General features: G+C 69.2%; 18 protein-coding genes. 6 read left to right on the top strand and 12 right to left on the bottom strand.

The annotated features are described in order from the left end of the window. The 4 genes from ACBY01_RS01325 to ACBY01_RS01310 all read left to right on the top strand — a co-directional run. Positions 1-488, top strand: a 488-nt coding sequence (locus tag ACBY01_RS01325) for an IS30 family transposase (RefSeq protein WP_416458945.1), incomplete at its 5' end; no start/stop codon positions are given. Positions 489-848: 360 nt separating this feature from the next. Further along, on the top strand, positions 849-2099 hold the full coding sequence (locus tag ACBY01_RS01320; protein WP_416458944.1) for a lipoprotein-releasing ABC transporter permease subunit: 1251 nt from the start codon (positions 849-851) through the stop codon (positions 2097-2099). Continuing rightward, positions 2092-2766 (top strand): ABC transporter ATP-binding protein, encoded by a 675-nt coding sequence (locus ACBY01_RS01315; RefSeq protein WP_416458943.1) that lies wholly within the window; start codon positions 2092-2094, stop codon positions 2764-2766. The genes ACBY01_RS01320 and ACBY01_RS01315 overlap by 8 nt, the downstream gene beginning before the upstream one ends. A gap of 16 nt (positions 2767-2782) precedes the next feature. Further along, on the top strand, positions 2783-3268 hold the full coding sequence (locus tag ACBY01_RS01310) for a glutathione peroxidase (RefSeq protein ID WP_416458942.1): 486 nt from the start codon (positions 2783-2785) through the stop codon (positions 3266-3268). 8 nt (positions 3269-3276) lie between these two features. Here the strand turns inward: ACBY01_RS01310 and nagE are convergent, their stop codons facing one another. The 11 genes from nagE to ACBY01_RS01255 all read right to left on the bottom strand — a co-directional run bounded on the left by nagE (position 3277) and on the right by ACBY01_RS01255 (position 23807). Further along, complete coding sequence (nagE, locus tag ACBY01_RS01305) at positions 3277-4983, bottom strand: N-acetylglucosamine-specific PTS transporter subunit IIBC (RefSeq protein ID WP_416458941.1); 1707 nt, start codon at positions 4981-4983, stop codon at positions 3277-3279. Next, entirely contained in the window at positions 4980-7469 is a 2490-nt protein-coding gene (gene ptsP / locus ACBY01_RS01300; protein ID WP_416458953.1) for a phosphoenolpyruvate--protein phosphotransferase, read from the bottom strand. Before ptsP ends, nagE begins: the two co-directional genes overlap by 4 nt. Positions 7470-7551: 82 nt before the next feature. Further along, positions 7552-8688, bottom strand: a complete 1137-nt coding sequence (gene nagA / locus ACBY01_RS01295) for an N-acetylglucosamine-6-phosphate deacetylase (protein WP_416458940.1) — start codon at positions 8686-8688, stop codon at positions 7552-7554. After that, on the bottom strand, positions 8685-9734 hold the full coding sequence (locus ACBY01_RS01290) for an SIS domain-containing protein (protein ID WP_416458939.1): 1050 nt from the start codon (positions 9732-9734) through the stop codon (positions 8685-8687). Before ACBY01_RS01290 ends, nagA begins: the two co-directional genes overlap by 4 nt. Before the next feature lie 40 nt (positions 9735-9774). After that, a complete protein-coding gene (locus ACBY01_RS01285) occupies positions 9775-10512 on the bottom strand; it encodes a copper homeostasis protein CutC (protein WP_416458938.1) in 738 nt (245 codons plus the stop codon). Positions 10513-10667: 155 nt separating this feature from the next. Further along, positions 10668-12986 carry a GH92 family glycosyl hydrolase gene (locus ACBY01_RS01280; RefSeq protein ID WP_416458937.1) on the bottom strand — a complete coding sequence of 773 codons (2319 nt, stop codon included), beginning with the start codon at positions 12984-12986 and terminating at the stop codon, positions 10668-10670. Between the two features lie 71 nt (positions 12987-13057). Next, positions 13058-15367, bottom strand: a complete 2310-nt coding sequence (locus ACBY01_RS01275; protein ID WP_416458936.1) for a S9 family peptidase — start codon at positions 15365-15367, stop codon at positions 13058-13060. 1 nt (position 15368) lies between these two features. After that, entirely contained in the window at positions 15369-18512 is a 3144-nt protein-coding gene (locus ACBY01_RS01270) for a glycoside hydrolase family 2 TIM barrel-domain containing protein (RefSeq protein WP_416458935.1), read from the bottom strand. Positions 18513-18614: 102 nt separating this feature from the next. Further along, positions 18615-21551 carry a TonB-dependent receptor domain-containing protein gene (locus ACBY01_RS01265; RefSeq protein ID WP_416458934.1) on the bottom strand — a complete coding sequence of 979 codons (2937 nt, stop codon included), beginning with the start codon at positions 21549-21551 and terminating at the stop codon, positions 18615-18617. 154 nt (positions 21552-21705) lie between these two features. Next, positions 21706-22620, bottom strand: coding sequence for a DMT family transporter (locus ACBY01_RS01260; protein WP_416458933.1), 915 nt, complete (start codon positions 22618-22620; stop codon positions 21706-21708). Beyond that, the gene (locus tag ACBY01_RS01255; RefSeq protein WP_416458932.1) at positions 22617-23807 is read right to left on the bottom strand and encodes an amino acid aminotransferase; all 1191 of its coding nucleotides are present in this window, start codon (positions 23805-23807) and stop codon (positions 22617-22619) included. The genes ACBY01_RS01260 and ACBY01_RS01255 overlap by 4 nt, the downstream gene beginning before the upstream one ends. A 145-nt stretch (positions 23808-23952) precedes the next feature. Between ACBY01_RS01255 and ACBY01_RS01250 the strand changes: the two genes are divergently transcribed. Both ACBY01_RS01250 and ACBY01_RS01245 read left to right on the top strand, forming a co-directional pair. Then, positions 23953-24435: an Lrp/AsnC family transcriptional regulator gene (locus ACBY01_RS01250; protein ID WP_416458931.1), complete on the top strand. Its 483-nt coding sequence runs from the start codon at positions 23953-23955 to the stop codon at positions 24433-24435. A gap of 56 nt (positions 24436-24491) precedes the next feature. Beyond that, positions 24492-25133 (top strand): glutathione S-transferase family protein, encoded by a 642-nt coding sequence (locus tag ACBY01_RS01245; protein WP_416458930.1) that lies wholly within the window; start codon positions 24492-24494, stop codon positions 25131-25133. Positions 25134-25249: 116 nt separating this feature from the next. On the opposite strand, the gene ACBY01_RS01240 is transcribed toward ACBY01_RS01245, so the two are convergent. After that, complete coding sequence (locus ACBY01_RS01240; protein ID WP_416458929.1) at positions 25250-26575, bottom strand: dicarboxylate/amino acid:cation symporter; 1326 nt, start codon at positions 26573-26575, stop codon at positions 25250-25252. Positions 26576-26599 lie beyond the last annotated feature (24 nt).

The following is a 26599-nucleotide window of genomic DNA, read 5'->3' as shown; positions in this document are numbered from 1 at the left end:
CCGACGATCGCAGGGTGCCCGGCCACTGGGAGAGCGACACGCTGCTCTTCTCCGACCGCGGCCAGATGGTCCTTGCCGCCCATGAGCGCAGCTCGCGCCTCACCCTCCTCGTCCGCCAGCCCGGCAAGGCCGCCGCACCGGTCGCCGAGCAGCTCGCCCGCTGGCTTGCTCCCCTGCCGCCGGCGCTGCGGCGCTCTATTACTTTCGACAACGGCACCGAGTTCGCCGAGCACCACCGCCTCGCCGCGCTCGGCATCCCCACCTTCTTCTGCCAACTGCGTTCACCCTGGCAGAAAGGCGGCGTCGAAAACGCACTCGGGCGAATACGGCGCTATCTCCCCCGCAAGACCAACCTCGACAGCATCCCTGCGACCTTTGTCGAACGGGTCGCGCGCGCCTACAACAACACCCCCAGAAAGTGCCTCGGCTTCCGTACCCCCGCCGAGGCATTCCAACTGTTGCACTTCGAATGTGAATCCACATGCTGACTTCCGTCAGCATGACGAGAACTGGCTTGTCAGAGCCCCCAAACGACAAACGCCCGGATCGTTTCCGATCCGAGCGCCTGCGTGACGATCGCTCGTCAGCCCCCTTGTCAGCTTCCCGCCCGCGCGCTGCTTCCCCGAAGGACAGCGGGGCTTGGAAGCCTCCCCGAACCACGGCCTGTTTGCCTGCGTTTCGTGGGGACCTGCTACGGTGCGGGCCGGCGCTTGTCACCAGCTGCGAGCGGTCGGCGGACCGAATCGCTTCACCCTGTGTTCATTGCGCAACAGGCCAGATTGCCACTGCCGCCGTCGCCACCTAAGGCGGGGCGACACCCCACCTCCTGCTCGGGACCCACCCAGCCGATGCTCCTGTCCAGCTACGAGCGCATGATCGCCCGACGCTATCTCCTGCCCGGACGCGGGGAGGCGTTCATCGCCCTCGTCGCCGGGATCAGCCTCATCGCCGTGATGCTCGGCGTCGCCGCGCTGGTCATCGTGATGAGCGTGATGAACGGCTTCCGCGCCGAGCTGTTCGACAAGATCGTGGGGCTCAACGGCCACGCGGTGGTGCGCGGGTACGACAATGTGCTGCGCGACTGGCGCCAGGTGCTCGACGACGCGCGCAAGACGCCGGGCGTCACCTCGGCGACGCCGCTGATCGAGCAGCCGCTGTTCGCGACGCTGAACGGCCGATCCGATTTCGCGCTGGTGCGCGGCATGCAGACCGCCGACATCCTCTCGAACCCGACGATCCGCGACAATGTGAAAGCGGGATCGCTCACCGCGCTCGTCCCCAACAGCGGCACGGTCGCGATCGGGTCGCGGCTCGCGGAGTCGCTGGGTGCGCGCGTCGGCAGCGACATCTCGATCATCAACCCGCAGGGGCCGGCGACCCCGTTCGGCACGGCGCTGCGCATGGTGAGCTACCGCGTCGGCGCGATCATCGAGGTGGGCGTCTACGACTACGACAAGGCGTTCGTGATCATGCCGCTCGAGGATGCCCAGACGCTGCTGATGATGGGCGACGGCATCGGCATGATCGAGATCGACACGGTCGATGCCGATCGGGTCGAGCAGATCATGGCGCCGCTGGTCGACAAGGTCGGCAACCGCGGCCAGATCGTCGACTGGCGCCAGCTCAACTCGCAGCTGTTCGAGGCGCTGGCGGTCGACCGGATCGTCACCTTCACCGTGCTGTCGATCATCATCCTGGTCGCGGTGTTCAACATCCTGTCGTCCCTGATCATGCTGGTGCGTGCCAAGACCCGCGACATCGCGATCCTGCGGACGATGGGGGCGAGTCGGGCCAGCCTGCTGCGGATCTTCATGATCGTGGGTACGACGGTAGGCGCGCTCGGCGTCGGCGCCGGGCTGGTGCTCGGTTTCGTGTTCCTCCACTTCCGCCAGGCGGTCGTGCGCTTCATCGGGCTGGTCACCGGCCAGAACATCTGGGACCCGACCGTGCGCTTCCTCACCACGCTGCCGTCGAAGGTCGACCCGGTCGAGATCGCGACCATCGCGGTGGTCGCGCTGCTGCTGGCCTTCCTCGCCACCCTCTACCCGGCCTTCAAGGCTGCCAACACCGATCCCGTGCAGGTGCTTCGCTATGACTGAACCGGTGCTGCAGACTCAGGGGCTGCGGCGCAGCTTCACCCAGGCCGAGCAGACGATCGACGTGCTGCGCGGCATCGACCTGGCGGTCGGGCCCGGCGAGATCGTCGCGCTGCTCGGGCCTTCTGGGTCGGGCAAGTCGACGCTGCTCCAGGCGGTCGGGCTGCTCGAGGGCGGGTTCGAGGGATCGATCCGCATCGCGGGCGTCGAGGCGGCACGGCTCGACAGCGCCGGCCGCACCGCCATGCGGCGCGAACGGCTGGGCTTCATCTACCAGTTCCACCACCTGCTGCCGGACTTCAACGCGGTCGAGAACGTCGTCCTGCCGCAGCTGATCGCCGGCAGCGAGCGGCCCAATGCCGAGGCGCGCGCGCAGGCGTTGCTCTCGGCACTCGGGCTTGGTCACCGTCTCGCCCATCGCCCGAGCCAGCTGTCGGGCGGCGAGCAGCAGCGCGTCGCCGTCGCCCGCGCGCTCGCGACCCAGCCCGCGCTGGTGCTGGCCGACGAGCCCACCGGCAACCTCGACGAGGCGACCGCCGACGTAGTGCTCGCCGAGTTCCTGCGGCTCGTCCGCCACGAAGGATCGGCCGCGCTGATCGCCACCCATAACGAGCGGCTCGCGCAGCGGATGGATCGCGTCGTGCGGTTGCACGAGGGCGTGCTGGGATAAGCGAGGAGCCGACGCCATGACCGCGATCACCGACATCCCCGTGACCCGCACCGACGGCAGCAGCACCACGCTGGAGGACCATGCCGGCAAGGTGCTGCTGGTGGTCAACACGGCCTCCAAATGCGGCTTCACGCCGCAATATGAGGGGCTGGAGGCGCTGCACCGTCGCTACGTCGACCGCGGCTTCGCGGTGCTCGGCTTTCCGTGCAACCAGTTCGGCGCGCAGGAGCCGGGCGATGCGGCGGAGATCGCGACCTTCTGTTCGCTGACCTACGACGTATCCTTCCCGCTGTTCGCCAAGATCGACGTCAACGGCGACGATGCCGCGCCGATCTTCCGTGCGTTGAAGCGTCAAGCGCCGGGGCTGCTCGGCAGCACGGGCATCAAGTGGAACTTCACCAAGTTCCTGGTCGACCGCCAGGGCCTGGCGGTGGAACGCTATGCGCCCACCACCAAGCCCGAGGCGCTCGCCGCACACATCGAGCGGCTGCTCGACGCCTGAGGCGGCGCTCAGCCGCGCGCGACCAGCCCGTCGACCGCGTCGGGTGCGACCAGCAGATGGGCGAGCCCTGCGGCAGGCTGCGCGACCGCACGGACGCCGAGCGCCGCCAGCTTGTCCTGCTCGGCGACGGCCTCGGCCAGCTCGACGCGGATGCGGTTGCCGTGTACGCTCACCGAGCCGACGTTCGCCGCGCCGCCCAGCGCCGCGACCAGCGCGGGCGTGAGGCGGGCTTCGCTCGACTCCTTTGGCGCCTCGCTCGGTGCCAGTGCGATCGGCATCGCCAGCGCGTCGCGGATCTCGACCGCGACCACATCCGCGATCGGGCCGAGCACCACCTGCACCGCCTTGTCCGACGGGCGGATGATGCCGCGTGCGCCGAGCGCCTTGAGCGTCGGCTCGTCCACCTTGCTCTGGTCGGCGACGATCAGGCGCAGGCGGGTGGTGCAGGCGCCCACCTCGGTGAGGTTCGCCGCGCCGCCGAGCGCCTGCGCGAAGGCCGCGCCGCGGCCGTCGGCGGACACGCTGGCGCCCGTCGCGGGGGCGGCCGCTTCCGGCTCGCGGCCCGGCGTCTGGAGGTTGAAGCGCCGGATCACGAAGCTGAAGATGCCGTAGTAGAGCGCGAAATAGACGAGTCCGACCGGGATCAGCAGCAGCGGACGCGTCGACTTGCCGTAGTTGAGCGCATAGTCGAACAGCCCGGCCGAGAAGCCGAAGCCGAGCTTGACGCCCAGCACGTCCATCAGCGCCATCGACAGGCCGGTCAGCACCGCATGTACCGCGTAGAGCACCGGCGCCAGGAACATGAAGCTGAACTCGATCGGCTCGGTCACGCCGGTCAGCGCCGAGGTGAGCGCGAGGCTGAACAACATGCCGCCGACCGCCTTGCGTCGCTCGGGCAGCGCGGTGCGGTACATGGCGAGGCACGCGGCGGGCAGGCCGAACATCATGACCGGGAAGAAGCCGGCCATGAAGCTGCCGGCGTCCGGGTCGCCCGCGAAGAAGCGGCGGAGATCGCCCGCCGCGCCGTTGTAGTCGCCCAGCACGAACCAGAAGACGTTGTTGAGGAGGTGGTGCAGCCCCGTCACCAGCAGCAGCCGGTTGAGCAGGCCGAACGCGAACAGGCCGAAGCCGCCGGCATCGGCGATGCCGTGACCCATGCCGTCGATCCCGGCGCTCAGCGCATGGAAGCTGGTGCCGACGGCGATCGCAAGCACCAGCCCGGCAACGCCGCTGACGATCGGCACGAACCGCCGCCCGCCGAAGAAGGCGAGATATTCCGGCAGCTTGATGCCCGAGAAGCGGTTGTAGAAGATGCCGCCGGTGAGGCCCGACAGAATGCCGATCGGCACGTCGAGGCGGGCGATCGCCTTGGCCTTCCACGCCGCGACAGCCAGTTCGGCGGCGCTCGCATCCATGCCCTGGGCGACTTCCGGCGGGACCGTCAGCAGCACCTTCGCTGCCTCGGTCGCGACCAGGAAGCAGACGATGCCGGCGAGACAGGCTGCGCCGTTGCCGTCGCGGGCGTAGCCGGTGGCGACGCCGATCGCGAACAGCAGCCCCAGGTGGGAGAACAGCGCATCGCCGGCCGCGCTGAGGAAGGCGATGTCGAGCAGGTCGGGCTGGCCGAGCCGGAGCATCAGCCCCGCGACCGGCAGCACCGCGATCGGGAGCATCAGCGCCCGGCCGAGCGGCTGCAGCGCTTCGAGGATCTTCATGCGCGGAACTCCCGGGCGAGGGTGCGGACTTCGGCGGCGGACCCGCACTGGAGCGCGGCGGCGGCGTGGGCGCGGCACGCGTCCATCGACAGGCTGGCGACCAGCGCCTTGATCTCCGGCACCAGCGCCGCGGTGGCGGACAGCTCGGTGACGCCGAGACCGAGCAGGATCGGCACCGCCAGCGGATCGGAAGCGAGGCCGCCGCACACGCCGGTCCAGCGATCGTGACGGGCGGCACCGCGGCACGTCTCGGCGATCATCCGCAGCACCGCCGGATGGAGCCCGTCGATGCCGGCGGCGACCGCCGGATTGCCGCGGTCCATCGCCAGCGCATATTGGGTGAGGTCGTTGGTACCCACCGACAGGAAGTCCGCTTCGGCGGCGAGCAGGTCGGCGGTGACCGCGGCAGCCGGCGTCTCGATCATCACCCCCACCTCGACCGGCTCGGCGATACCGAGCTCGGTACGAAGACGATCGACGGCGGTGCGGACCTGCCGCAGCTCGTCGAGGCTGGCGATCATCGGGATCATGATGCGGCACTGGCCGGTGGGCTGGACGCGCAGGATGGCGCGGATCTGTTCGTCGAGCAGCTGCGGATTGGCGAAGCCGACGCGGATACCGCGCAGGCCCAGCGCCGGGTTCTCCTCGGGCGCGATCGGCAGATAGGGCGCGGGCTTGTCGCCGCCCACGTCGAGCAGCCGCACGATCACCGGGCGGCCGCCGAGCGCGTCGGCGATCCCCTGATACTCCGCGGTCTGCTCGGCGAGCGAGGGAGCGGTGTCGCGTTCCAGGAACAGGAACTCGGTGCGCAGCAGCCCGCAGCCCTCGGCACCATTGACGACCGCCAGCTCGGCATCGGCGCGCGAGCCGAGGTTGGCGAACACCTCGATGCGCTCGCCGCCGGCCATGTGGCAGGGGGCGGCGGCGTTCGCCTGCGCCTCCGCACGGCGCGCGTGCCGCTCGGCGACGCGGTCGCGGGCGGCGGCGAGTGCGTCCGCCTCGGGCGCGACCTGGAGCACGGCGGCGTCGGCGTCGAGGATCAGCATCGATCCCTCGGCGATTGCGTGCAGCGCAGGACCGGTGGCGACCAGGGCCGGCAGCCCCATGCTCGCCGCGAGGATCGCGACGTGCGAGGTCGGGCCGCCCTTTTCGACGCAGAAGCCGACGACGTTGGCGGGATCGAGCGCCATCAGCTGCGAGGGCAGCAGATCCTCGGCGAGCAGGATCGTGTCGGGCGGGAAGGCGATCGGCGCATCCTCGATCCCCATCAGCAGCGACAGGACGCGGCGTTCGAGGTCGCGCATGTCGTCGGCGCGCTCGGCGAGGTGGGCGTCGCCGGTCGCGCGCAGCGCCTCGGCCTGGGGGCGGATCGCCTCGCGCCAGGCGTGGCCGGCGCTGCCGCCGTCCGCGATCACCGCCAGCGCCGCGTCCCGCAGCCCGGCGTCGTCGAGCATCGCGCGGTGCGCGGCGAGGATCGACCGGCGCGGGCCGCTGGCGCTGACGGCTTCGGCATCGAGTTTGGTGCCGAGGCTGCGCAGTGCCTGCTCGAGCCGCGCCCGCTCTTCCTCCGCGCCGACGCCGACCGGATCGACCGCGATCTCGGCGAGGTGGAGCGTGCGGGCATGGCCGATCGCCACGCCGGGCGAGGCGGTGACGCCGGCGAGCCGTCCGTCGGCCGACAGGGTAGCGGGCGGGGCGGGGGCGGCGACCGGCTCGGCCGCGGGCGGCGGCGTGCTCGGGTCGGCTGCTTCGCCCATGCCGCTCGCGATCAGGTCGGCGACCGCGGCGACCGCGGCTTCGGCGTCGGCGCCGTGCGCCTCGATCCGGATGGCGTCGCCCAGCCGTGCGCCGAGCGTCAGCAGCGCGACAGGGCTGCGCGCATTGGCCGAACGCTCGCCCTTCGCGATGGTGACTTCGGCCGAGAAGCGCGCCGCGGTCTCGCGGATTCGCGCCGCGGGGCGGGCGTGGATGCCATGCGCCAGCGGCACCAGCAGCTCGCGCACGACGACCGGGCCGTCCCGATCCGCGGCTTCCGCCGGTGCGGCGACGTCGCGCGGGACGAGGGTGAACAGCGGATCGCCGACCGCGACCGGTCCGTTCGCATCGCCGAGCGCCGCCAGCGCATAGTGCTCGCTCTCGAGCAGCAGGACCGGCGTGACCACCGACGGCGCTTCTCGCACCAGAAGGTCGAGGTCGAAGCGGATCAGCGGATCGCCGCGCGAGACGCGATCGCCGGCGGCGACCAGCGGCTCGAACCCGCGGCCGCCGAGCGCCACCGTGTCGACGCCGACGTGGATCAGGATCTCGGCACCCTCGGCGGCGGCGATGGTCACCGCGTGGCCGGTCGGCTGAAGCGCGCGCACGACGCCGTCGCACGGGGCGTGGACGGTGTCGCCGGTCGGGTCGATCGCGACGCCCGCGCCCAGCATCCCTTGCGCGAACACCGGATCGGGCACTTCGGCCAGCGCGCTGCGCCAGCCCTGCATCGGAGCGTGAAGGACGATGGCTCCGGCCTGGTCGTCGATCGATACGGTCGGCGTGGTCGTGCTCAGGGCGTCCTCCAAAAGGTCAGGCGATCTTGGTGCCGGCGATCCAGGTGCCTGCCGGCTGCAGGTCGTGGGTAAGGCAAACCCAGTCCGCGCGCAGCCCCGGCGCGAGCGCGCCACGATCGTGCGACAGCCCCAGGAATGCCGCCGGATTGGTCGCGGCCATCGCCGCGGCGTCCTCGTGGCTGAGCCCGAGCCGGGTGACGGCGTGGCGGAACGCCCCCGTCATGTCCAGCGCGGAGCCGGCAAGCGTGCCGTCCTCGCCCAGGCAGCAGCCGTTCTCGACGCGGATGGTACGCCCGTGCAGCTCGAAGCTGTTCACGTTCGAACCGACGCAGGACATCGCGTCGGTCACCAGCATAAAGCGGTCGCGCGGATGGGCGCGCATCGCGATGCGCAACGCCGCGTCGTGGACGTGGAAGCCGTCGGCGATCACGCCGAGATAGACGCTGCCGCTGTCGAGCGCCGCGCCGACGACGCCGGGCTCGCGGTGCTTGAGCGGCGACATCGCGTTGTAGAGGTGCGTGACGCCGGTCATCCCGGCCGCGAACGCCGCGGCGACGGTGTCGTGGTCGGCATCGCTGTGGCCGACGCTCAGGATCACGCCGGCGGCGGCGAGGGTGCGGATATCCTCCTCGGACACCATCTCGGGCGCGAGCGTCAGCAGCACCTTGCCCTGACGCGGGCGGGCGAGCAGCTCGATCAGCGTCGCGTCGAGCCGGCGGAACTTCTCGGGATCGTGGATGCCCTTGCGCGCGGCGTTGATCACCGGGCCTTCGATGTGGACGCCGATGCAGCCGGGCACGCCGGCTTCGATCGCCGCCTCGTTGGCATCGAGCGCCTTTTCAATCGCTTCTGGCGGATCGCTGATAAGGGTCGGCAGGAAACCGGTGGTGCCGAATGGCGCGTGGCCGCGGCCGATCGCGTCGATACCCTTGGCCGTCGGTTCGTCGTTGAACAGCACGCCGCCGCCGCCGTTGACCTGCACGTCGATGAAGCCGGGGACGACGAACCCGCCGGCCAGGTCGATCTCCTCGTCGGCCGCGCCGGCCGCGGCGTCGATCTCGACGATGCGGCCTTCGACGACCTCGAAGGTCGCGCCGTCGAGCGTGCCGTCGGCGGTCAGGACGCGGCCGTTGGCGAAGCGGATCTTGGTCATCGGGTTTCGGTAACCTTGCGCAGATGCTGCGGGCGGTCGGGATCGAAGCCGCGCGCCACCGCCAGCGCATTGGTCATCAGATAGAAGCTCTGCACCATCAGGATCGGCTCGATCGCGGGATGGCCGGCGATGCTCGGCAGCGTCGCGTCGAGACCCGCACGCGCATCGGCAAGACAGACACGCGCGTCGCGGCTGGCGAATTCGGCCGCCGCCTCGCGCACGCTGTCGCCGGCCGCATCGGAGGTCGCGAAGGCGAGCACCGGAAACCCCTCGCCAACGATCGCCATCGGACCGTGGCGAACTTCAGCGGCGCTGAACGCTTCCGCGTGCAAGCCACTGGTTTCCTTGAACTTGAGCGCCGCTTCCTGGGCGATGCCGAGGCTGTAGCCGCGGCCGATCACGAAGAGGTTGCAGGCGTCGGCGAGGGCGTCGCCCGCGGCGCTCCAGTCGAGATCGCGCGCCTGATGCAGCCCTTCGGGAAGCACGGCGAGCGCTTCGCCGAGCGCGGCATCCTCGCTCCAGGCGGCAACGATCGCGGCCAGTCCGGCGAGCGACGTGATGTAGGACTTGGTCGCAGCCACGGACTTCTCGGGGCCCGCCTTCAGCCCGACGAGCGTGTCGGCCATGCCCGCGAGCGGCGAACTCTCGTCGTTGACGAGCGCGACGACATGTGCGCCGGCGTCCTTCTGCGCCTGGACGGTTGCGAGCAGATCCGGGCTGCGGCCGCTCTGCGAAATCGCGATGCACAGGAAGTCGCCGGGCGCGACCGTCGCGGTGTAGACGCTCGCCACCGACGGCGCGGCGGAGGCGACCGGCACCCCGACCAGCGTCTCGATCAGATATTTGCCGTAGGTCGCGGCATGGTCGGAGGACCCGCGCGCGACGGTGACGACCACTTTCGGCGGGTTCGCCCGGAGCCGCTCGCCAAGCGTCGCCAGCGTCGCCGCATTGGCATCGAGCAGGCGGCGGACGGCATCGCCGGCCTCGCGCGCTTCGCTCGCCATCAGGGTGGCGCGCGCGTCCACCGTCGTTGCCCCTTGTTCCATGCGGCGGATGATAAGTTACAGATTGGTACGCTACAAGGTCCTATCGTGCCGATTGCAGGATACGCTTCAATTCGCGCACCTTGGTCGCATCGGTGCGCAGCCGCGGCCCGCTCTGGAAGCCGAACCGACGCTCGACCTCCCCAGCATCCCCGGTCGCGCTGCGGCACGAGGCATGCGCCTCCACCACGCCGGTGGTGAGGATCGCGGGCAGGGTGGCGGAATCGATGCCGCTGCCGGGGAGGATCGTGATCCGCCCGGCGGCGCGGCGGTGCAGCGCCTCGAGCATCGGCAGCGCGTCGACAGCGCGCGGCTCGCCGCCCGAGGTGAGCGCGCGGTCGAAGCCCAGCTCGATCGCGACATCGAGCGCCGCCGGCAAGTCGGGACACAGATCGAAGGCGCGGTGGAGCGTCAGCGACAGCGGCGCGCCTCGCTTCGTCCCCGCGTCGCGCGCATGGGCCACCAGTCGGGCGAGCAGCGGCGCGTCGAGCGAGCGGTCGGCCGCGCTCGCGCCGATCACCACTCCGGCAAGCCCCGCGTCCGCCGCGAGCGTGATGTCGTCGGCGATCATCGCCGCCTCGACGTCGGTGTAGCGGAAGTCGCCGTCGCGCGGACGGGCGAGCAGGTGCACGGGGATCGGTGCCTGCGCGGCGAGACGGACCAGCGCCGCGGGCGGGGTCAGCCCCCCGACCGACAGCGCCGCGCAAAGCTCGATCCGGTCTGCTCCACCCGCTACCGCCGCTTCGATCCCGGCGGGCTCGTCGATGCACACTTCCAGCATGGTGTTCCCGTTTTCCTCGCGGTGGAGATATCGCCGCAATTATCTCCGTCACCCCAGCGAAAGCTGGGGTCTCGTGCGACTCCTGCTCCGCCTGCCCCCGGGGAGATCCCAGCTTTCGCTGGGGTGACGGACAGAGGCGGGGATCGTCTACAGCCTCAGCGCCGGGTGCTCATCGAATAGGGACGCGCGCTTGCCGCCGTACCCCAGCTGCGGTTCGGCGCCGCTTGCATGGTGAAGCGCAGCTCGCCGCCGGCCATGATCTCGTCGTGACGCAGATAGGTGCGGGCGAGCGGCTTGCCGTTGAGCGACACCTTGCCGACGTAGAGGTTGGCGTCGCTCAGCCCCTCGGTCACCACGGTGAAGCGCTTGCCGTTGGGCAGGTTCATCGCCGCGCGCTCGACGAACGGGCGGCCGATCACATATTCCAGGCTGCCCGGCGTGACGGGATAGAAGCCGAGCCCGGTGAACATCAGCCACGCCGACATCTGACCGAGGTCGTCGTTGCCCGACAGGCCATCGGGCGTCGGCTTGTACTGGCTGTCGACGATCTGCTTGAGCCGTGCCTGGGTGCGCCACGGCGCGCCGGCATAGGCGTAGAGATAGGCGACGTGGTGGCTCGGTTCGTTGCCGTGGATGTATTGGCCGATCAGCCCGGCGATGTCCTCGGCATGGCTGTAGTCAAGCTTGGAGTTGTCGTACTCGAACATCGCGTCGAGCTTGGCGACAGTCTTGGCGTCCCCGCCCATCGCGCGGAACAGCGCCGCCTGGTCCTGTGGCACGAACCAGCTGTACTGCCAGGCGTTGCCCTCGGTATAGTCGGACCCATAGTTGATCGCGGTCGGATCGAACGGGGTGCGGAACGCACCGTCGCTCTTGCGGGCGCGGACGAAGCCGGTCTTGGCATCGAAGCTGTTCCGCCAGTTGCCGGCGCGCGCGTAGAAGCGCTTGGCCACGTCGCTACGTCCCAGCTTCTCGGCCATGCGCGCGATCGTCCAGTCGTCGTACGCATATTCGACCGTCTTCGACGCCGCTTCCGGCTCGCGGTCGATCGCGACATAGCCCAGCTTCTGATAGTCGCCCAGACCGCCGTAGGGCGCGTAGGTCGCGCTCGCGACCATCGCGTCGAGCGCCGCATTCGCGTCGAACCCGCCGATCCCCTTCAGGTACGCGTCGGCGATCACCGGCACCGCGTGATAGCCGATCATCGTCCAGGTCTCGCGCCCCTGGAACTGCCACACCGGCAGGATGCCGTCGGGGCTCGCCTTCTGACTGGCGATCAGCGAGCGGACCATGTCGGTGTTGGCCTGCTCGGGCGCGACCAGCGTCAGGAGCGGATGCTCGGCGCGGAACGTGTCCCACAGCGAAAAGGTCGAGCGGAAGGTGAAGCCGTCCGCCTGGTGCACGGCATTGTCCGGCCCGCGATAGCGCCCGTCGACGTCGCCCGCGACCGAGGGGGCGATCAGCGTGTGGTAGAGGGCGGTGTAGAGGTTGCGGCGCATCGGCGCGGGGGCGTCGATCTCGACCGCCGACAGCGCCTTCTGCCAGGCGCCCCGGGTTTCCGCGCGCACCGCGTCGAACCCGCCGTCCTCGCTGGCGAGGTTGGCGATCGCCCCCGCCTCGTCGACCGAGGAGATTGCGACCTTCACCTCCAGCGGCGCTTCGAGCGTGCCGAAGTCGAGCCGCCCGACCAGCGCCTGCCCCATGCGCTCGGCCACCGCATCGCTGCCGCGGCCGGGGGTCTGGAAGCCCTTGTACTTCACGTCCTTTTCGGTGCTGACGAAGGCGTGGCTCTGGACCGGCGCCGAGAAGCGCATCGCGAAGAACAGCTTGCGCCCCGGCGCCCAGCCGCGCGTCATCCGCGAGCCCGTGACGGTGCCGTCCGGCCGCATCCGCAGCGACGACCACAGGATCTTGCCGGGATAGTTGTAGAGCGAGCTGCGCAGATCGAGCAGCAGGTGCGCGGCCTTGTCCTTCTGGAACGTGTAGCGATGCACGCCGACGCGGGTGCCTGCGGTCATCTCCGCACGCACGCCGGCGTCGCTGAGCGTCACCGCATAATAGCCGGGCTGGGCGACCTCGTCGGCATGGCTGAAGCGCGAGCGATAGCCCGATCCCGGCTGCTTGGGATCGCCTGGCTCCAGCGGCACGGCGTCGCCGGACACCGGCATCACCAGAAAGTCGCCGAGGTCCGAATGGCCCGCGCCCGAAAAATGGGTGTGCGAGAACCCCTGGATGGTCGGATCGTCGTAGCGATAGCCGGCCGCGTGCGGATAGCATTCGCGGATCTCGCATCCCGTGTCGGTATCCGGGCTCAGCTGCACCATGCCGAACGGGGCGACGGCGCCGGGGAAGGTGTGGCCTTCGCCGCCGGTGCCGATCCGCGGATCGACGTCGTCATAGCCGTTGGCGAGCAGCATGGGCATTGCCAGCGCGAGCGCGGCAACGGAGGCGAAGCGGGGACGGAGGCGGATCATGTCGCGAGTGTACCCGGCGACGCGGCGGACGGAAGAGGGCTTCGCCACCATTCGGCAATTTGTTTGCGGAATTACTCAGAGCGATCCGCCGCGTTCCAGTTTGGCGTCGACGCGTGCTGGAGCGTGCGGACGAAGAAGTCGAACTGGCGCCGCTGGACATAGTCGATCGGCCCGGTCGAGCGCCCGACGCTATGCTCCTCGTTGGGGAGCACCAGCAGCTCGAAGTCCTTGCCCGCGCGGATCAGCGCATCGGCGACCTGCATCGTGGAGGCGGGATCGACGTTGCTGTCCTGCTCGCCGACGATCATCAGCAGCTCGCCCTGGAGGTTGCCGGCATGATCGACGCCCGAGGCGGCGGCATAGCTCTCGTCCACGGGCCAGCCGAGCCACTGTTCGTTCCAGCTGATCTTGTCCATGCGGTTGTCGTAGCAGCCGGCATAGGCGACCCCCGCCTTGTAGAAGTCGGGATGGAACAGCAGCGCGTTGAGCGTGCTCTGCCCGCCGGCCGAGGCGCCGTAGATGCCGACGCGGCCGATGTCGTACGACGGGTCCTTCGCCGCCAACGCCTTGTGCCAGGCGATGCGATCGGGGAAGCCGGAGTCCGCCAGGTTCTTCCACGCGACGTCGTGGAACGCCTTGGAGCGATTGGCGGTGCCCATGCCGTCGATCTGGACGACGATGAAGCCCAGGTCGGCCTGCGCCTGCATGCCGATGACCTTGTCGCCACCCGAATGATAGCCGAACGGCCAGAAGCTCTTGGGCACGAAGCTGTCGTGCGGGCCGGCGTAGATGTTCTCGATCACCGGATAGCGCTTGGCCGGATCATAGTCGCGCGGGCGCACCACCAGGCCCCAAATGTCGGTCTTGCCGTCGCGGCCCTTGGCGACGAACGGCTCGGGCGGGCGGAAGCCGGCGGCGGTGAGCCGGCTGATGTCGCCGCGCTCCAAGGTGGCGATCAGCCGCCCGTCGCGCGCGTCGTGCAGCTCGGAAACGTTGGGCAGGTCGACCCGCGAGTAGGTGTCTACGTAGCGGGTCATGTCGGGGGAGAAGCGCAGCGCGTGCGTCGCATCGGCGGTGGTGAGCGCCACCAGATGGCGGCCGTCGAAGTCTACGCGGAAGTAGTGTTTGTAATACGGGTCCTTGCCCGGATGCATGCCACTCGCCGCGAACCAGATCTGGCGCTTGGCGTCATCGACATGGACCACCTCGCGCACCACCCAGGCGCCGCGGGTGATCTGGGTCTTCACCCGGCCGGTGCGGCCGTCGATCAGGTAGAGGTGGTTCCAGCCGTCGCGTTCCGAGGTCCACAGGATTTCGCGGCCGAGCCCGCCGACGTCGTGGCTGAAGCGGCGGTCCCAGTAGAAGAACGTCTTCGCGTCCTCCGTCACCGCGGCATGGGCGGCGCCGGTCTCGGCATCGACGGAGATCACGCGTGCAAGCTGATGGCCGCGGCGCAGATATTCGAACGCGAAGCTGCGTCCGTCCTTGCGCCATTTCACGTCGGACAGCTGGTAGGGATTGGGGAAGAGCGTGTCGGCGACCTCGATGCGGCGGCGTCCCGGAACGTCGAACAGCACCGGCCGCTCCTGGTCCACGGCATCGCCGGGCTTGGGGTAGAGCTGGGTACGCACCTGCGGCGGGAGCGAGTCCGGCGGCGCGGCGGCGACGCGCGTCACCTGCCGCGGGTAGCCGGGCCGTACGCGATAGGCGACCAGATGCCGCGAGTCCGGCGACCAGCGGATGGTCTCGGGATCGTAGAAGTCGCCCGGCGTGCCGTCGGTGCTGAGCGTCACGGGATCGCTGCCATCGGCGCTGCGCACCACGACATTGTCGTCGATCACCAGCGCCTCGAGCCGTCCGTCGGGCGAGCGGCGGGGGTGATTGTCGGCGGGGACGCTGAGGTCGCGCACCACGCCGAAGCCGCGCGGCCGCTGCTGCTCGCCCCGGTGCTGCCGCGAGCAGCGATAGGTCGCCAGATCGCACTGCCAGCGGGCATCGTCGATCTCGAACGCAATGGTGTCGCCTTCACCAAAGGCGAAGCGTTCGAACGGCAACCACAGCGGATCGACCTTGCTGGCCGTGGCTTCCCCGAGCGCCGCCGCCAGCCGCGCGGCGTCGAACGACGGCGTCTTGGCGAGCGTCTGCGCGTCGACGGTCACGAAGGCGAAGCCGCGCGCCACCGTCTTGCGATAGGCGAAGCGGGACCCATCCGCGCTCCACGTGGCTTCGCCCGCCACGTCGCGGGTCAGCATCATCCAGTCTTCGCGCAGGTCGATCGACCGCTCGTACGCCGCCCGATCCGGTGTGCCGGCGAGCGCAGGGGCGGGAAGCGACAGCAGCGCGGCGACCGCAGCCCCGGCGAGCAGCTTGGCAAGGGTCATGTCAGTTCCTGGTGGTTGCGGGCCGGATCTCGAAGGCGAAGCTGCGCGGTGTCAGCGGGACGCGGTATTTGACATGCGGCCGGCCGTCGAGGTTCCAGCCGGTGTCGCCGCCGACGCCGGACTGGATCGCGTCGACCAGCAGCGTGCCGTCGCCGTGCGGCCGGATGTCGGAGCTGTGCGCCTCGCCGACCGGCTTCATCTCCAGGTCGGCATAGGGGAAGGCGAGCGCGTTGACCGACAGCGGCTGTGCGCCCGTCACCCGCACGCCGCCGGCCGCGCCGGACAGCGCCACCCAGCGCACGTCCTGCTTGGCCCCTGTCTCCTGCGGGCGGGCATAGTCGTGATACTGCTCGGCGAGCGTCCCGGCGTGCACCGCGATCAGCCCGCCGGTCTTGCGGTCCGAATAGGTCTCCTGCGGACCCCGGCCATACCATTGTACCCGGTCGAGCGCCGGCGGCGTCGCGAAGGCGAGGCCGATGCGCAGCGGATCGGGCAGGTCGTCGCGCAACGGGTCGAAGCGCGCCTCCACCCGCACCGCACCGTCCGCGGCCATGCGATAGCGCGTGTCGAACCGCACCGCCCCCGCGCCGATGTCGTAGCGCACGACGATCGCATCGCCCTCGATCCGGGCGGCGGTGAGGGTGCGCTTCTCGGAGAACAGCTTCCACATCGCATGCGTCTTGGGAATGCCGGTGCCAATGTCGTTGTCGGTCGGCGCACGCCAGAAATTGGGCGCGCCACCCGTCAGCAGCGAGCGCCCGTTCGCCGCATAGCGCGCGAGCAGGCCCGTCTTGGCATCGACCTCCAGCACCGCGCCTGCCGCAGCAAGCTGCAAGGTGCCGCCCCGCGCGACCGGCTTCACGCCGGTTGCGGCGAAGGCGGGCAGGGGGCTTGCCGGCCCCTCCAGCGCGAACTGCTCCCACGCCATCACCGTGCCTTCGGGCACCATCGGCACCGTCCCCGCTGCCGCATGGGCGCGCAGCACCACGCGAAACTCGGCATCCGGATTGCTCCGCGGTGGCAGCGCGATCTCCAGCGGGGAGCGGGCGCCGGCCGGCGTGGGCTGTGCCGTCGCGTCGCCGCGCGCCACCGCGATGCCATTCTCCAGCAGCTCCCAGTCGAAGCGGAAGCCTTCCAGCCCGATATGGTCGTGGCGGTTGATCAGCGTGAAGCGGCCGGCGCGCGCATCCACCGCCTCGAACGCGACCGGCGCATAGACCTTGGCGAGCTCGTAATATTCGGGATCGGGGGTGCGATCCGCCTGGATCACGCCGTCGCCGATCGTGCTGTCGTCGCCGATCGGGCTGGGGCCATAATCGAACCCCTGTGCCCAATATTCGCGCCCGTTCGCGTCCGTGCGCAGCATCGTCTGGTCCACCCAGTCCCAGACGAAGCCGCCCTGCAGCTTCTTGTGGGCGCGGATCACGTCCCAATAGTCCTGCAGGTTGCCCAGGCTGTTGCCCATCGCGTGCGCATATTCGCACTGGATCATCGGCTGGGTGAATTCGGGCGCGTTGGCGTAGTCGACCATCTTCTCGATGTCGTCGTACATCGGCGCATAGACGTCGACATAGGGGTTGGGATCGTGCCGCCAGATCAGCGTGCCCCAGCCGAGATAGTTGAGCAGCCGGGTCGGGTCGCGCCGCTTGGCCCAGCGGCCCGCCGCCTCGAAGTTCGGGCCGATGCCGGCTTCGTTGCCGAGCGACCAGAACACGACCGACGGATGGTTCTTGTCGCGCTCGACCATGCGCTGCACGCGGTCCAGGTGCGCAGCCGCCCATTCCGGCTGGAATCCCAGCTGGTGCTTGGAGCGATCCGGGCTGGAATTGCCCATCGCCATATAGGTGTGGCTCTCGATATTGGCCTCGTCCATCACGTAGAGGCCGTATTCGTCGGTGAGCGCATACCAGCGCGGATCGTTGGGATAGTGCGAGTTGCGCACCGCATTGACGTTGGCGCGCTTCATCAATTCTATGTCCTTGCGCATGCTGTTCTCGGAAAGCACGCGGAAGGTGTTGGGATCGTGCTCGTGGCGGTTGACGCCGCGGATCATCACCCGCTTGCCGTTCACCCGTACCTCGTTGTCGACGATCTCGATCGTGCGAAAGCCGATGCGCTGCCGCGTCGCCTCGATCACCTGCCCCTTGGCGTCGAGCAGTTCGACCAGCAGCGTGTAAAGGTCCGGCCGCTCGGCCGACCAAGTGCGGATGCCGGGCAGGGTGGCGCGCACTGTCGCCGTCCGGTCAGCCCCGCTCACGGCGGCGTCGCGGGCCAGCAGCGCCGTGTCGCCGTCGAGCACTGTCGCCCGCACGCGCGCCGGCGCCTTCCTGCCCGCCACCGCCACGCTCAGGTCGAGCGTGCCGTCGCGGTAGCCGTTGGTCAGCCCCGCGCGTGCCTCGAAATCGCGGATGCGGGTCTTGGGCGCGGCATAGAGCGTGACGCTGCGCTCGATCCCGCTGAGCCGCCAGAAATCCTGGTCCTCCAGATAGCTGCCGTCGGCGTAGCGATAGAGTTCGATCGCGACGACGTTGCGCCCCTGCCGCAGGTGCGGCGTCACGTCGAACTCGGACGGGAGCTTGGAGTCCTCGCTGTAGCCGACGCGCTCGCCGTTGACCCAGACGTAATAGGCCGCCCCCGCCGCGCCGATCGTCAGGAACACGTCGCGATCGCTCCAGTCGGGACCCACCTCGAACGTGCGGCGATAGGAGCCGACCTCGTTCATGTCGTGGCGCACCAGCGGCTGGTTGGCGCCGAACGGATAGCCCGCGCCGCTGAACAGCGGCTGGCCATAGCCCTGCGCCTGAAGGATGCCGGGGACCTTCGCCGTCTTCCACGCCGACGCGTCGTAGTCGGGGCGGAAGAAGTCCTTCGGCCGCGCCTCGGGATTGGGCGAAAAGGCGAACTGCCAGTCGCCGTCGAGCGAGCGGTGATAACGCGACTGCTCTGGCTTGTCGGCCAGCGCTTCGGCGCGGGTCGGATAGCCGCGGAAGCTCGCATGCGCGGGCTCCTTGCCGATCTGGAAGACCTCCGGCTGTTCCCACTCGGGGCGCGGATCGGCCGGTGGGGCTGCCATCGCCGGAGCGCTGCCGAGCGCCGCCAGCGCCAGCGTTGCGAGAAGCGCGGTGCGGCGGCGGGTGCTGGTCACGGTCGATCTCCGGAAGGCAGGGAGACGGGCGATCCTGCACGGATCGCCCGGTTTTCCATCATCAGGCGGCAGGCCCCGTGCGGGAACCTGCCGCGGGTCGGATCAGAAGTTGGCGCTGATCCCCATGAACACCGTCCGTCCGGCGACGTCGTACACGCCCGGATAGGTGTTGCCGTTGCCGAAGGCGTAGAGGTTGCCCTGCGCGATCGCCGGCGGATCTCGGTCGAACAGGTTGTTGACGCCAGCGCGGAAGGTCACGCCTTCCTCCACCTTCAGCGTGCCGGCGAGGTCGAAGTAGTTGTACGCCCTGATCGAGCTGTTCACAGACGAATAGGTCTCGCTCGTCAGGAACGGGTCGTCGGTGTTGGTGCTGAGCTTCGTCTTGCCGATGTAGCGCCAGTTGAGCGAGATGCTGCCGATCTTGTCGGCATCGGTCCAGGTCAGGCGCGCCTGATGGCGCCATGCCGGCGTGGGCTGGCCGCAGGTCGGGCCGAACAGCCCCTTGCAGTCGTAGGAGCCGAGACCCGGAAGCGGCTCGGTCACCAGCTCGTCGAGCAGCGTGCCCGTCATGTCGAGGGCGAAGGTGCCCGCCGACGCGGTGGGAAGCGTGTAGCTGCCGACGATGTCGAAGCCGGAAGTCTTGAGCGACCCGGTGTTGAGGTTGGTCGAGACGATATAGCCCTGACGTCCGAAAATCGTGCCCGTGCGCGGATCGCGGTTGAACAGCCCGCAGAAGTACGGGTCGCCGGTCGCGAAGCACTGGCTGATCGCAAGCGAGGTCGGGACCGAGCTGATATAATCCTTCACCTTGATGTTGAAATAGTCGACCGACAGCGAGAAGCGCGGCAGGAAGTTCGGCGTCAAGACCGTGCCGACGGTGAAGGTGTCGCCCTTCTCCGGCCGGAGGTTGGGATTGCCGCCGCCCAATGCGCTGCACTGTTCCGACGGACACTCCGGGATCGAGCCATATTGCTCGCGGGTGACGCCGCTCGCCAGGCACTTCTCCAGGCTCGCTTCCGGCGTCGGACCCGAGCAGGGATCCTGCGCGGAAACGTTGCCGACCTGCTGGCCGGCATAGAGCTCGCTGATGTTCGGCGCGCGGATCGCGCGGTTGTAGCTGCCGCGGAAGCGGAGGTCCGACGTGGGCGCGTATTCGACCTCGAACTTGTAGGTCGAGATCTTCTTGCTCTGGCTGCTGTAGTCGGAGAGGCGATAGCCGCCGTTGATCGTCAGCGCCTTGGCGAAGGGCAGGTCCTCCAGGATCGGGACCTCGAGCTCGCCGTAGATCTCGCTCACGTTGAACTTGCCCTGCGATTCGGTCGTCCCCTTCGACTGGGCGACGTCGTCGGCGCGGAACACCAGGCTCTCGCGGCGGTGCTCGACGCCGACCACGACGCCGACGCCGCGGGTCGCCCAGGGGCTCACGACGCCATAGCTGGTGAGGTCGGCACTGACGTTGCCGCTGTAGACCTGTTCCTTGTCGACCCCCCGGGTCGAGCTGGGAACGTAGATATAGTCGAAGGCGTCCTGCGAGATTGCGCCATAGCCGAACACGTCGAGCGGAACGCAGTTCGGATCGGTGCCGTCGACCACCGAGGTGCAGGTCGGCGTGCCGTTGACGTCGACCACCTGCAACCCGCGGTTGGCGAGGCGGGCATCGATGTCGTTCTGATAGGTCTCGCGGAAGAGGACACGCGAATAGAGGGCATTGATATCGTAGCGGATGCCTTCGGCGATCTGGCCGCGAACGCCGCCGGAGAGGCGGAAGTCGGTGTGGCGCAGGTCGTCGCGACGCGGGCGGGCATTGCCGGCGACCGGACGATAGCCGATGAACAGGTCCTGCGTCGCGGCGGTGCCGTAGTCGGCGCCGCATAGCAGTTGCCCCTGCTGCGCGCTCATCAACGGGTTGTTGCAGTTGATCGTGTAGGTGTCGCCTTGCCACAGCGCGGACGGTGCCACCTGCGAGTTGGTGCGATCGTCCATGAACATGCCGCTCGCATAGACTTCGGCCGCCGGAGCGATCTCGAAGCGGGCGAAGCCGCCGGCGGTGTAGCGCGTGTCGTTGCGCTGGAAATAGTTGAGCGGCGCGGTGTTGTAGCGATATTCCGGGCCATAGGTCGCCCAGGTCTTCGCGCCGTCCTTGGTGTTGACGAAGGGAGAGGGCCTGCCAGCGCCGGGACCCGTCAACGGATTGAACAGGCCGAACTGGTTGTTCGACGATCCGCCGCAGATCAGCGCGCTATTCTCGGGATTCGGATCGAAGGCGCAGGCGGAGACGTCGCGATCCGACTGCAAGATCGGCTTGACGTTGCGATAGCCGAAATAGGCGGTGATGTTGCCGCGGCCGTCGGCGAAGTCCTTGCCGGCGGCGAGGTTCAGGTCGAGCCGCTGGCCGTCGAGCACGTTGCGCGGCGCCCGGCTGTAGCCGGCGTCCTCGACGATCTGGCGGGCCGCGTCGTTGTTGTTGTCGTGGATCGCGAAGCCGTACTGCGCGTCGGCGCGAATGCCGTTCAGGTTCCGCTTGAGGACGAAGTTGACGACGCCGGAAATGGCGTCGGAGCCGTAGACGGCGGAGGCGCCGCCGCTGACCACGTCGACGCGCTCGACCAGCAGCGAGGGAATGAAGTTGAGGTCGTTCGCCTGCACCGGCAGCAGCCGCTGACCATCGATCAGCACCAGGTTGCGGTTGCTGCCCAGGTTACGGAGGTTGACACGCGCCGTGCCGTCCGAGCCGTTCGACACGGTCTCGTTCGCGTCGGCGGTCACCTGGGGCAGTCGGTTGAGCACGCTCTCGACGTTGGTCGCGCCCTGTAGCTTGATCTCCTGCTCGCCCACGACGGTGAGCGGGCTGTTGCTGGTGAGGTCCGGGCGCTGGATACGCGTTCCGGTAACGGTGATCGAGCCCGTGTCGGCTTCGTCCGGCGGCGCCGTCTCGGCGACCGTCGGTCCGATGGTCTGCGCATTCGCGTACGACGCAGCCGTCAGCCCCGACGCGATGGCGATGATCGAGACGTACCTCGTGAAAACCTTGTGGCGCATGATCGTGTCCCCTCCAGGCGATATCGGCAGACGCCAAAAAGGCCGGAAACGAAAGCGTATGTCAAATACGTTATACGATTATGTGCTTAGGATGAGCTTTTCCGAGCGACTGTTGCGCTGGTGTTACAGGCTGTGCGGGGGAAGAGGCGCCTCGTCAGGTGTTGCGGGTGATGAGAAAACCGAGCCCGACCAAGGCGAACCCGCCGAGTTCGGTGGCACCGATGCGCTCGTGCAGCAGCGGCACGGCGAGCAGCGTGCCGAACACCGGCATCAGGTAGAAGAACACCGCCGCACGGGCGGAGCCGACCAGTTCGACTCCGCGGTTGAACAGGAAGAAGGCGAGGATCGACGGCCCGACCGCCAGATACAACAGGGCGGCCATGCCGCGCGCGTCCGCGACCGGCAGCGGCGTGCCGGGGGCGATCTGGAACGGCAGCAGCAGCAATGCGGCAAGGGCGAAGGTCGCGAACAGGAAGCTGGTGGGATGGAGGGTCGGGCGTTCGCGCAGCAGCGCCGCGTACAGCGCCTGGGCGAGCATCGCCGCGCCGGCGAGGAGCGTCCCGCCGTTGAGCGCGCCGCCCGCGCCGGGCTTTGCCAGGATCACGCAAAGCACCCCGGCGGTGGCGAGCAGCATCGCCCCGACCTGTCGCAGCCGCGGTCGCTCACCGAAGAGCAGCAGCCCGAACAGCAGGATCGCCATCGGCAGCGCCGACTGCACCAGCAGGGCCGAGGTGGCGGTGGTGGCGCGCAACGCCATGTAGGCGAGGGTGTTGCTGCCGGCGAGCCCTGCGGCGGCGAGCGCAGCGAGAAGCGGCAGGCTGCGGCGGATGGCGGGCCAATCGCGGCGCAGGTGCGGCGCCGCCATCGGCAACACGAACGGCAACGCGAGAACCCAGCGCCAGAAGCACAGGCTGATCGGCGCGATCCCGGCGGGGAGCGCGCGACCGAGCAGGAAGTTGCTCGCCCACAGCAGCGCGGCGGCGGTGAGCAGCAGATACGGCCGCTGCCACAGCCCGCGCTGCTGCGGCGGGGCTACCGGGACAACGGAGCCGCACGTTACTGCGGTCATGCCACTCCCGCGTGATCGAGCGCGGCGAGCGCCTCGCCGAAGCGGGCGATGCCGGCCTCGTCGAACCCGGCAATGTTGATGCGGCCCGACGCCGCCATGTAGACGGCGTGCTGCTCGCGCAGCCAAGCCACCTGCGTGCGCGAGAGGGGCAGCGTCGCGAACATGCCCTTGCCCCGCGCGATCGGCGCGAGATCAATCCGGCCGATGGTACCGAGCGCACTCAGCGTCTGGCGCAGCGTCCGGAGGCGCTGGCGCATCGCGTCGAGTTCCCGCTGCCAGTCGGCGGCGAGTGCCGGGTCCTGGAGCACGATGCGCGCGGCAGCGGCGCCGTGGTCGGGCGGCATCGACCAGTTGGCCCGCGCGAGCGCCAGCAGGTTGGAATAGAGGATCGCGCTTGCCGGCGCGTCGGGCGCGACGGTCCACAGCGCGCCGGTGCGCTCGCGATAGAGCGCGAAGTTCTTGTCGCAGGAATAGGCGAGCAGCCCGTAGCGGCAGCCTGCCAGCACCGTGCGCGCGCCGGCGGCATCCGCGTCCCAGCCGTCGCCCAGCCCCTGATAGGCGAGATCGACGAAGGGTACGAGTCCGCGTGCCTCGATCCGTTCGGCGATCGCCGTCCAGAGCGCCGCGTCGGGGTCGATCCCGGTCGGGTTGTGGCAGCAGCCGTGGAGGAGCACCGCATCGCCCGGCGCTGCTCGGTCGAGCGCCGCGAGCAAGGCGTCGCCGTCGAGCCGCTGGTCCGCCACGTCATAGGCGTCGAACGGCTGCGGTGACAGCCCGGCGGCGGTGAAGATCGGTGCGTGGTTGGGCCAACTCGGCGTCGCGATCCAGATCCGCGTGACGCCTGCCTGCGCGAGCAGTTCGGCGCCGAGCCGGAGGGCGCCGGTGCCGCCCGGCGTCTGCACGCCGGCGACCCGCTCGGCGGCTACCGCGCCGCCCAGCACCAGCGGCGCCAGCGCGGCGACGAAACCGGCGTCACCCTCCGGTCCGAGGTAGGATTTGCTGTCCTGGCTGCCGAGCAGGCGTTCCTCCGCCGCTTTCACCGCCCGCACCACCGGCGTGCCGCCGGTCGCATCGCGAAACACCCCGACGCCGAGGTCGAGCTTCGAGGGTCGCGGGTCGTCGCGATAGGCGCCGATCAGCGCGAGCAGCGGGTCGGCGGGAAGCAGCGTAAGCGTTTCGAAGGTCATGGGCTCGTCGGCAGCGGGAGGTTGCCGCAAGCATACGCCGTGACCGGCCCAAAGTCCGTGCGTAGCGGGAGCGGTCATCGCCGACGCCGCAACCGCAGTGCGCTGTATTTGCGAACAATGCACAGATCGTGCGATGGGAGCAACCATGGCGCAGCAACGCGAACTCGACAGCTACGATCTCCGCATCCTCGCGGCATGGCAGCAACAGGGCGACATGGGGCCGGTGGAGATGAGCCGCCACGCGAACCTCTCGCCTTCGCAATGCTCGCGCCGGATGCAGCAGCTGCGCAGCGCCGGCTATGTTGCCAAGGTGGCGGCGGTGCTCGACGCGCAGAAGCTCGGCGTCGGCGTGAGCGGCTATGTGCTCATCACGCTGCGGTCGCACGAAGTCAGCTGGCTCGACGCCTTCCACAACCGCATCGCCGCGATGGACGAGGTGCTCGAATGTCAGGCGCTGACCGGCGCGGACGACATCCTCCTCAAGGTCGCGACCCGCGATCTGGCCTCCTTCAACACGCTGCTGCGCGAGCTGCTGGTGGCGCCGGAGGTGGCGACGTCGCGGTCGAGCATCGTGCTGGAGACCCTCAAGAGCACCACCAATCTGCCGACGCGCTTCGCCAACGGCTGAAGCCGGTGCAGCCAAGCCGAGGGACCGGCGTTGGAGCGGCCTAGCAGGAGAGCCGAATGATTACCGTCCACCATCTCGAGAACAGCCGGTCGCAGCGCGTGCTCTGGCTGCTGGAGGAACTGGAGCTGCCCTACGAGGTACGCCGCTACGAGCGGAACAAGGCGACCATGCTCGCCCCGCCCGAGCTGCGCCGCGTTCATCCGCTCGGCAAGGCGCCGGTGATCGAGGACGCGGCCTCGGCCGGCGGCACGCCGGTGGTGGTGGCGGAAACCGGCGCGATCCTCGAATATCTGGTAGAAAAGGCCGACGGGAAGCTCGGCGCGCCGGCGCACCGCGAGTCGGCGCTGCGCTACCGCCACTTCCTCCACTATGCCGAGGGTTCGCTGATGCCGCCCTTGCTGGTGAAGCTGGTGCTCGGCCGCGTCCCGCTGCTCGGTAAGGCGGCGCAGCGCCGTATCCAGCCAATGATCGACGTCCATCTCGATTATGTCGAGGCCGAGCTGTCGCGGCGGCCGTGGTTCGCCGGCGACGACTTCACCGCCGCCGACGTGATCATGAGCTTCCCGCTAGAGGCGGCACGCGACCGGGCGGGGCTCGACGGATCGCGGCCGGCGACGATCGACTGGCTGGAACGCATCCATGCGCGCCCGGCTTATGGGGCCGCGCTGGCGAAGGGCGGGCCCTACGCCTACGCGTGAGGGGGCCAGCCAGACCTCGTCATGCTGACGAAAGTCAGCATCCATTCGCACTCCGCTCGCGCTTCCTGCCGGTGCGGCAATGGATCCTGACTGCCGTCAGGGTGACGGGGGCAATCTCAGCCGATCTCCCGGAAGCTGTCCGGCGCGTCGGCGCGGGGGTGCCCCGACGGCGCGTGCGGCGGCTCGATCTCGGGCGCTTCGGGTGCGTCGAACCCGCCCTCCCACTTCGCCACCACCGTCGCGGCGATGGCATTGCCGATGACGTTGGTGGCGGTGCGGCCCATGTCGAGGAAGTGGTCCACCGCCAGGATTAGCAGCAGCCCCGCTTCGGGAATCTTGAACATCGAAAGCGTCGCGGCGATCACCACCAGGCTGGCGCGCGGCACGCCGGCAATCCCCTTCGACGTTACCATCAGCACCAGCAGCATCGTGATCTGCTGGCCGAGCGACAGGTCGACGCCATAGGCCTGGGCGATGAACAGCGACGCGAACGTCATGTACATCATCGATCCGTCGAGGTTGAACGAATAGCCGAGCGGCAGCACGAAGCTGGCGATGCGCGGCGGCACGCCGAAGCGGTCGAGCGCCTCCAGCGTGCGCGGGAAGGCGGCTTCGGACGATGCGGTCGAGAAGCCGACCAGGATCGGCTCGCGCAGGTAGCGGATCAGCTGGCCGACCTTCGGTCCGATCACCAGGAAGGCGATGCCGAACAGCAGCAGCCACAGTGAGGCGAGCCCGGCGTAGACGCTGCCCATGAAGAAGGCGAGGTCGCCGATCACGCCCGGCCCCTGCTCGGCGAGCGTGCCCGCGACCGCCGCGAACACCGCGATCGGCGCGAACCGCATCACGTAATCGGTGATCTGGAGCATCACCGCCACCAGTGCCTCGAGCGCGCGGGTGAGGGGGGCCGCCTTCTCGCCGACCGCGGTCATCGCCACGCCGACGAAGACCGAGAAGACGACGATCTGGAGGATCTCGTTGGTCGCCATCGCCTCGACCATCGAAGCGGGGACGATGTGGCTGATGAAGTCCTTGAGGTTGAACGACGCCTTGGCGAGCCCGGCCGACGCATCCGCCGGCGGCATCGGCAGCCCCAGGCCGACGCCCGGCTGGAGCAGGTTGACCAGGATCAGCCCGACGGTGAGCGACAGGAGGCTCGCCCCGACGAACCAGCCGAACGCGCGCAGGCCGACGCGGCCGAGCGCAGCGGTGTCGCCCATGTGCGTAATGCCGACCACCAGGGTCGAGAAGACCAGCGGCGCGATGATCATCTTGATCAGCCGCAGGAACAGCGCCGTCACGATCGAGAAATAGCCGGCGATCTCCTGGAGCCGCGCGGTGCCGGCACCACCGCCGTCGTCGATCGCCGCGTTCAGTCCCCAGCCGAGAACCAGGCCTGCGACGAGGCCGATGAGAATATACACGGTAAGGCGCTTGGCCATTCAGAAACCCCCGGGGAACAAGTC

The sequence above is a fragment of the Sphingomonas mangrovi genome (assembly GCF_047975845.1).
GTDB lineage: Bacteria > Pseudomonadota > Alphaproteobacteria > Sphingomonadales > Sphingomonadaceae > Sphingomonas.
The sequence above is the reverse complement of the archived record's forward strand: the minus strand, read 5'-3'. Positions and strand labels throughout refer to the sequence as shown.